Source organism: Erythrobacter sp. RANMB8, from assembly GCF_056848235.1.
This window is the reverse complement of sequence record NZ_JBREHG010000009.1, coordinates 105989-114103: the sequence shown is the minus strand read 5'-3', so window position 1 is coordinate 114103 and position 8115 is coordinate 105989. Positions and strand designations below refer to the sequence as shown.

Annotated in this window: 8 protein-coding genes; 7 read left to right on the top strand and 1 reads right to left on the bottom strand. The window is 64.6% G+C overall.

The window, feature by feature from the left end:
• The 3 genes from ACU0AG_RS11635 to ACU0AG_RS11625 all read left to right on the top strand — a co-directional run.
• Positions 1–217 (top strand): hypothetical protein (locus ACU0AG_RS11635; protein ID WP_482782450.1); only part of this gene is annotated, 217 nt, incomplete at its 5' end.
• Between the two features lie 187 nt (positions 218–404).
• Complete coding sequence (locus tag ACU0AG_RS11630; RefSeq protein WP_482782449.1) at positions 405–755, top strand: hypothetical protein; 351 nt, start codon at positions 405–407, stop codon at positions 753–755.
• 2 nt (positions 756–757) lie between these two features.
• Positions 758–3511 (top strand): M10 family metallopeptidase C-terminal domain-containing protein, encoded by a 2754-nt coding sequence (locus ACU0AG_RS11625; protein WP_482782448.1) that lies wholly within the window; start codon positions 758–760, stop codon positions 3509–3511.
• A gap of 33 nt (positions 3512–3544) precedes the next feature.
• On the opposite strand, the gene ACU0AG_RS11620 is transcribed toward ACU0AG_RS11625, so the two are convergent.
• Positions 3545–4738, bottom strand: coding sequence for a phospholipase D-like domain-containing protein (locus ACU0AG_RS11620; protein ID WP_482782447.1), 1194 nt, complete (start codon positions 4736–4738; stop codon positions 3545–3547).
• Positions 4739–4848: 110 nt separating this feature from the next.
• Here ACU0AG_RS11620 and rpoZ point away from each other — a divergent pair, with 110 nt between their 5' ends.
• From rpoZ to ACU0AG_RS11600, 4 genes are all read left to right on the top strand, one after another.
• On the top strand, positions 4849–5193 hold the full coding sequence (rpoZ, locus tag ACU0AG_RS11615) for a DNA-directed RNA polymerase subunit omega (protein ID WP_069308656.1): 345 nt from the start codon (positions 4849–4851) through the stop codon (positions 5191–5193).
• 196 nt (positions 5194–5389) lie between these two features.
• A complete protein-coding gene (locus tag ACU0AG_RS11610) occupies positions 5390–6121 on the top strand; it encodes a ParA family protein (RefSeq protein ID WP_482782446.1) in 732 nt (243 codons plus the stop codon).
• Between the two features lie 68 nt (positions 6122–6189).
• Positions 6190–7242, top strand: a complete 1053-nt coding sequence (locus ACU0AG_RS11605) for a DUF3667 domain-containing protein (protein ID WP_482782445.1) — start codon at positions 6190–6192, stop codon at positions 7240–7242.
• Between the two features lie 108 nt (positions 7243–7350).
• Positions 7351–8106, top strand: coding sequence for a ParA family protein (locus ACU0AG_RS11600; RefSeq protein WP_482782444.1), 756 nt, complete (start codon positions 7351–7353; stop codon positions 8104–8106).
• The last annotated feature ends 9 nt before the right edge of the window (positions 8107–8115 follow it).

Below are 8115 nucleotides of genomic sequence, written 5' to 3'. Positions count from 1 at the left end.
CGAGACCTATGCGGGATGGTTCGGCAATGGCAGCAGCAGCGGCGAGGCTGGGCTGGGCGCGGAGCAAGCGCTCACGGCGCAGGACACAGGCGGACGCGGGGCCTTCGCTGCCCCTGCTGCCGATATCCTCGCAGGCCTCGCCGACCTCGCATTGTCGCCCCACAATCCGCACAGCGGCCTGTTCATGGAACAGTACCTGCGTGCAGAATTCGTCTGAGGCAGTCGGATTCGGATTCGCTTAACGAATATCCTCTTAATCACAGGCGATTTTCTGTTATGCTGCCACCGTGTGCCGGGATGCTCCGGCCGGACTGTTCGGGGTCGTTGTGATGCGCTTGCGATTGCCAGCTCTTTCGGCCCTGTTCCTGTCCGCAATCCTGCAACCCGCCTGTGCGACGAGTGCCATGCCCAGCCAATGTACCGCCAGTGGTTCCCTGACAGCGCTTGCCGGCATGGATGCGCAGGCGGTCTGCGACCGGTTCACCAGCGATCTGGCCGCGGCGCTCGGCTCGGCGGAGGCGCCGGAAGGGCTGGCGATCGCGCTGACAATTCACAAGCGCGGGGCGATCGACGCCGCGATCAGCGCCCGGCACGAAGGCCGGCAGACCGATTATCCGGCCATTTCGGTCGATGCCATCGACCGCGCCTTGCAGCCGGACGACATCGGCCGGCTGGCAAGTGCTGCGGCACAGTTGCTGGCCGCCGGAATTCCAGATGACACGGGGCGCACAGCGGCCCCGAACAAGGGAGATTGAGCATGTTTCAGGAAACCTTTGCCGGAGGCAGCGGACGCCTGCAGATGCTCGCCGAAAATGCCGTTCCGGGCGGCGCGCGGGCGACGATTGCCAAATCCGTGATCCACAATGGCGGCTGTGCCTGCGTGGCCTGCCACGCGCATGACGGTGGCAAATCCTGGCTGCCCTTTTCCGACAACACCGGGACCGACACGGTGGTCGGCGGGGTCGGCACCACCGCCACGCTTTCGCCGGGCAGCGCGGTGCAGAACACCATCGAGACGGCAGGCGATTCGGACTGGTTCCGGATCTCGCTGGTCGCCGGGCAGAGCTACACCTTCACCGTGTTCCTGCCGCCTTCGGGCTTGCGCGACAGCATCCTCACCCTGCGCGATGCCAACGGCGTCCAGATCACCCAGAACGATGACGCCAACGTCAACGCGAACCTGCTCTATTCCGAGATCCGCTTCACCGCGAGCACCAGCGGCACCTATTATCTCGATGTGACCTCGTTCGGCACGGCCACGGGCAGCTACATTCTCTCAAGCTCGCGCCCCGTGGTCGATGCGGCGGGGGACACCACCGCCACCACCGCGACCCTCACTGTCGGCGGGGCCGCCACCAATGCCTCGCTCGAAGCGACAGGCGACCGTGACTGGTACCGCGTCACGCTCGAAGCGGGGCGGACCTATGAATTCATCACGACCTCGACCGGCGGTGCCAATGATGTCGACACCACGCTGACCCTGCGCAGCGCGACCGGCAGCGTGCTGGCCTTCAACGACGACAGCTCCGGCACCTATTCGCGCATCCGCTTCGTGGCGCAGACCAGCGGCACCTTCTTCCTCGATGTCGGCGGCTTCGCCGATTCGGAAGCCGGCACCTACCGCGTGTCGGTCGCCGAAGCCGCGCCGCTGACCGAATTCACGCCGGACCAGATCGCCAACCAGCTGCTCAACGGATATTGGGGCGGCCCCGGCGCGGCCCGCCGCTTCAACGTGGCGCAGGGCGGCACGATCACCGTCAACGTCACCGGCCTGACCGCCGAGGGCGCGTTCCTTGCCCGCGAGGCACTGGCGCTGTGGTCGGATGTGCTGGGCGTGACCTTTGCCGAAACCACCGGTTCGACACAGATCACCTTCGACGACAATCAGGAAGGCGCCTTCGCCTCCTCGACCCGCGTGGGCAACTTCATCACGACTGCCTCGGTCAATGTCGGCACCGGCTGGCTGACCCAGTTCGGAACGGGGCTCAACACCTATTCGTTCCAGACCTACGTTCACGAAGTCGGCCACGCGCTCGGCCTCGGTCATGGCGGCAATTACAACAACAACGCGAGCTACGTGCAGGACGCGCTCTATCTGAACGATTCCTGGGCGACGACGGTCATGTCCTATTTCGACCAGACCGAAAACACCTTCTTCGCCGCGCAGGGCTTCAGCCGCGCCTTTGCGATCACGCCGATGCAGGCCGATGTCGTCGCGATCCAGCAAGCCTATGGCGTGGCCAACATCACCCGCACCGGCGACACGATCTACGGTGTCGGCAACAACACGGGCCGGGCGATCTACGGGGTCGATAGCGCCGTGCGTTCGGGGGCGGGCAACCTGCTGGCGTTCACCATCGTCGACCACGGGGGCAACGACACGCTCGACTATTCGGTCTTCTCGGCCAACCAGACGATCAACCTCAACCCCGAAACCTTCTCCAGCGTCGGTGGCAGCACCGGCAACATGAGCATTGCGCGCGGGACCATCATCGAAAACGCGGTGGGCGGATCGGGCAATGACACGCTGACCGGCAATGCGGTGGCCAACCGCCTCACCGGCGGCCTCGGGAATGACACTTTGAACGGCGGCAGCAATGTCGACACCGCGATCGTGCGGGGCCTGCGTTCGCAATACACCGTCACCCAGACCTCGACCGGTGTGTTCCGCGTGGTCGGGCCGGACGGGACCGATACGCTGACCGCAATCGAATTCCTGCAATTCGACGACCAGACCATCCGCCTGCTGCCGGGCACGGGGGTGAGCGTCAATTTCAACACCTCGAACCCGGCTGTCTACCAGACCGCGATGAACGCGATCCGCGATTTCGATGGCAATGCGCTGGGCGGCAACGGATCGTGGCTGCGCATCGGACAAGCTGACGTCAACGGCGACGGGGACATCGACCAGATCCTTGTGAACCGCGCTATCGGCAGGTTTGCTACCGTCGGCACTGCACCCGATGGCCTCGTCTATTTCATGGACTTCAGCTGGGCCGGCGAAACCCGCGTGGCCGGCATCTATATCGACCCGCTCGTTGCAGCAGGCATCGTCGAGCGGTTCGGCCCGAACGACAGCCAGCGCCGCTTCCAGAACGATCTCCAGATCGAGAACATCAACCGGGTCCTTGGCGCGGACGATTACGACAATGACGGGCTGCAAGAGGTCTATCTCGCCCTGACCGATGGCACCGCCTACCTGCGCGCGATCATGGAGTTCGATGGCAACATCCGTTACGCCAATTACCAGTCGCAGCAGGAAGTGATCGACTACCTCACCGCCAACGGCTTCGGGCCGGAGACATGGTCGGGCTGGTTCACCCGGCCTTCTTCGGGCGAGGCGGCGCTGGGCACGGATCAGGGTCTGGCCGCGCAGGACGCTGGCGGACGCGGGGCCTTCACGGCCCCTGCTGCCGATATCCTTGCAGGCCTCGCCGACCTCGCCCTCGCATCGCACAACCCGCACAGCGGCCTGTTCATGGAACAGTATCTGCGCGCAGAATTCGTTTGAGGCCGGGCGGGCGGCAGGCGATCCGCCCGCCGCTCACCCCGTTCCCAGCTTGCTGATCCGGTAATCGGCAAGGCTCATCCAGTAGGCCAGCCGCCAGCGCAGGCGTGCCAGCGGCGTGGCCTGCGCGGCATACCATTTCGGCGTGACCGGCTGGCATGCGCCTTCGAGATGGTCGATCAATTCGCGCAAGCGCGCCGCCAGTGCGGCATCCTCCACCCGCACCATCAGTTCGACATTCACGCGGAAGCTGCGCTTGTCGAGGTTCGCGCTGCCGACATAGCTCGCATCGTCCACCACCAGCAGCTTCATGTGCAGCTTGCACCGCCCGAACTCGCTGATCCGCGCGCCGGCTTTCAGCAGCTTGCGATATTGCAGCCGCGCCATGTCGATTGCGGCATCGATATCGGACTTGCCCGGCATCACCATCCGCACCGATCCGCGCCGCGCCACCTGCGCGATCTGCTGGCGGAAAGAACGCGGCGGGGAGAAATAGGCCGACACCGTATCCAGCCGCCGCGCCGTCGCCAGATCCTGCCGGAACACCCAGGCCCAGTGACCGCGCCGCACCAGCGGGCCGCCGACCAGCAGGCGCACCGGTCCGTCACCGCCATCCCAGTCCTTCACGATCTCGCGCAGCGCCCGCAGCCGCGCCACGCGCCCCTGCGCCTCGCCCGCAACCCAATCGCGCAGCAGCCCGAACCAGCGCACGAACTGCCCGGTCACCGGCCCTTCGATCACCACCGAAAGATCGCACCAGCCATTGTCGACCGGCAGCGCAAAGTAGTGATCCGAGACATTGGCCCCGCCGGTCATCACCCGCGCACCATCGGCAATCACGAACTTCTGGTGATTGCGCACCAGATAGCGCGCACCCCATTTGGGCGAGAAAATCGCAAACCGCCCGCCCGCCTCGACCAGCGGCTCGAAGAAAGCCGCACCCGCATCATTGCCGAAATCATCGACGATGAGATGCACATCGACCCCGCGCCGTGCCGCCGCAACCAGCGCATCGCGGACAATCGTGCCCGAGGAGTCGCTATCGAACAGGTAATAGAACACCTTGAGGCTTTCGCTGGCGCTTTCGATCAGCCCGGTCAGCGCGGCCAGCCGGTCCCGCCCGTGGGGGTAGAAGGTGAAGGTGTGTCCCGCCGCCTCGACCGTGAAGGGGTCAAGATCGCGGTATTCAGGCACATTTCCGGCTGAGGTCAGGGCCGCGTCGGTATCCATCGCGGCACCCTAGCGGGATTGGCGCTGCAATGCATTACCTTGACTTTGCGCCACCCCGTGCGTAGCTGCGCGCTTCCCTACTTTCAGCGATTCTGACAAAAAGGCCGCCCATGGCACGCGTTACCGTAGAAGATTGCGTCGACAAGGTTCCCAACCGGTTCGACCTCGTGCTGCTCGCAGCGCAGCGTGCGCGCGAGATTTCGGGCGGGAGCGAGCTGACCATTGATCGCGACCGTGACAAGAACCCGGTCGTGGCCCTGCGCGAAATCGCCGAACAGACCATCACTCCGCGCGATCTGCACGAAGCCGTCGTGGTCAGCCTGCAGAAGATCCTCCCCGACGATGAGGATGAAGCCGATGAGATCGGTTCGCTCAGCCAGTCGGCCGAAGCGCTGCGGATCACCGCATCGGCCCCGGCCCGCACCTCCTCGCTGGGTGGCGATTACGACGGATAAACCCGTCTTTTCAAAGATTTGACGCGATTTGTAGGGGTTTGGAGCGGTTCAGGCTGTTCCAGACCCCTTCTTGCTTCGTCCAGACCCCTTCTTGACTGGTTCTTGACCCCCGCTTGCCCGCGCTTGCCAATGGCCTGCGCAGCGCTATCCCTTGTCGCTGTAACCAAACCGTCACATCACAAGGTGGCCACGCGGCATGGCATCGATTGCGGTCTACAGCGTCAAGGGCGGGGTCGGAAAGACCACGCTGGCGGTCAACCTTGCATGGTGCTCGGCCAGCATTTCGCGCCGCAAGACCCTGTTGTGGGATCTTGATGCAGCCAACGGATCGGGATTTCTGCTGGGGGTCGATCCGAAGAAAAAACACAGTGCGGACAGTGTGTTCGACGATGGAGCAGACCCTGCAAAGCTGATCCGCCACACCGATTATGCCGGCCTCGACCTGCTCCCGGCAGATGAAAGCATCCGCGATCTCGACCGCCGGCTAGACCGGATGGGGAAGAAGAAGCGGCTGGCAAAACTGACCGCGGCGCTGGGCAAGGATTACGACCGCATCATCTTCGATTGTCCGCCTGTTCTCAACGAGTTGAGCGCCCAGATCATGCGCGCGGCCGACCTCGTGATCGTGCCGCTACCGCCCTCCCCGCTATCGGCCCGCGCCTTCGAAGCCGTGGTCGAGGAAGTGCGCGGCAGCGGCAAGAGCCACCCGCCGATCTTGCCCGTCTTATCAATGCTCGACCTGCGCCGCACCCTGCACCGCGAAGCGCGCGAGGCGAACCCCAAATGGCCGGTCATCCCGCTTGCCAGCGCGGTCGAACAATGCGCGGTGGAGCGCAAGCCCGTCGGCGCCTTCGCTCCGCGCTCGCCTGCGGCCCGGGCGATCGCCCAATTGTGGACGGCAATCGAACGCAAGCTCGCCAGCCGCTAAAGCCTGCTTTCGCAGCCGCAAAAAAGGCGGCATAGAAAGCCCTTACCGGAGCCGAAGGGGCGCAGGCGATGAACGGTTTGGGCGAAGGGCTGGGCACGGCAATCGAAGGCGGGCTGCTGGGCAGCGCGGTCGAGCCGGCACAGGGCGAAGGCAGCGGCGCGGCCCATGGGCCGACCACCTGCGCCAATTGCAACACCCTGTTTTCCGGACACTACTGCCCCGAATGCGGGCAAAAGGCACACATCCACCGCAGCCTTGCCGCGATCGCGCATGATATCATGCACGGGGTGCTGCACCTCGACGGGAAGCTCTGGGACACCCTTCCGCTGCTGGCGTTCAAGCCGGGCGAGTTGACCCGTCGCTACATCGCGGGCGAGCGGGCGAAGTTCGTCAGCCCGATGGCACTGTTCCTGTTCACCGTCTTTGCCATGTTCGCGGTGTTCCAGATCGTCGGCATTTCACCGGCGAGCGACCTTGCCGAGGGCTTCGGCAATTACCAGGGCAGCCCCACCGCCGCCTCGGCCTTTGAAAGCAATATCCAGCAGCAGATCACCACGCTGGAGAAAGAGCGCGACGGGCTGGCGAAGGAGAGCGAAAGGCGCAGGGCCATCGATGGCGAACTGCGGGTGCTGCGCAAGATGATCAGCGTCGATCCGGCCAGCGGCAAGGCCAGGATCACACCGACCGGGATCGGTTTTCTTGACGACGGCATCATCAAGAAATGGCAGCAGAACCCCAGCCTGATGCTCTACAAGCTGCAATCGAACGGCTACAAATTCAGCTGGTTGCTGATCCCGCTATCGATCCCGTTCCTGTGGCTGATGTTCGCGTGGCGACGGCAGTTCAAGGCCTATGACCACGCGATTTTCGTGACCTATTCGCTCAGCTTCATGTCGCTGCTGTTCATCGTCATGTCGCTGCTCAGCGCGATCCCGGGTGGCGGTGGCTGGGCGTTCTGGCTGTTCGTGATCGCCGCCCCGCTGCATCTCTACAAGCAGCTGCGCCATGCCTATCAGATATCGCGCTTTTCGGCGCGCTGGCGGTTCTTCGTGCTGCTGTTCTGCATCCAGATCGTGCTGATGCTGTTTCTGCAGGCGCTGTTGCTGCTCGGCGCGTTCTGACGGGCTGCGGAACCGATCGCCCGCTCGTTCGTCCCATAACGGGAAATCCGCCGCCGGGCTGCTTGCCGGTGCTACGCAGGCAAGGCATCAGCGCGCAAGGAGTCGTGGATGCCGGTGATTGCGGTTTACAGTGCCAAGGGCGGGGTCGGCAAAACCACTGTCGCCGCGAACCTCGCGTGGTGCTCGGCACAGCTGGCGGGGCGGCGCACCTTGCTGTGGGATCTCGATCCCGCCGATGGCGCGGGCTTCATGTTCGCGCTTGAGGCACGGCGCAAACGCCAGGCGCGCAGCCTGTTTGCCGGTGATGTGGATGCCAGCGCGCTGATCCAGCCGAGCAGCTATGCCGGGCTTGATCTGCTGCCGGCCGACAACAGCCTGCGCGAGCTGGATTCGCTGTTGCAACGCCTCGCCCAGCGCCAGCGCATCACCGCGCTCGGCAAACAACTGTCGCGCACCTACGAACGCCTGATCCTCGATTGCCCGCCGGTGCTCAATGAATTGAGCGCGCAGATCATGCGCGCCGCAACGCTGGTGATCGTGCCGCTGCCGCCCTCGCCGCTTTCGGTCCGCGCGCTCGATGTCGTGGTCGAGGAAATCCGCCGCCACACCCGCCGCCCTCCGCCGATCCTGCCGGTGCTTTCGATGATCGACCGGCGCCGCAACCTCCATCTGGAAGCGATGCGGGCCAATCCGTCGTGGCCGGTCATCCCGGCGGTCAGCGCGCTTGAACAATGCGCCGTCTTGCACCAGCCGGTGGGCGCCTTTGCGCCGCGTTCTCCGGCAGCCGCCGCTTTCGGCCAGTTGTGGACAGGGATCGAGCGCAAGCTGGCCCAGCTGGCGGAGCGAAACCTCGCACCTGCCTGACGCAACAAG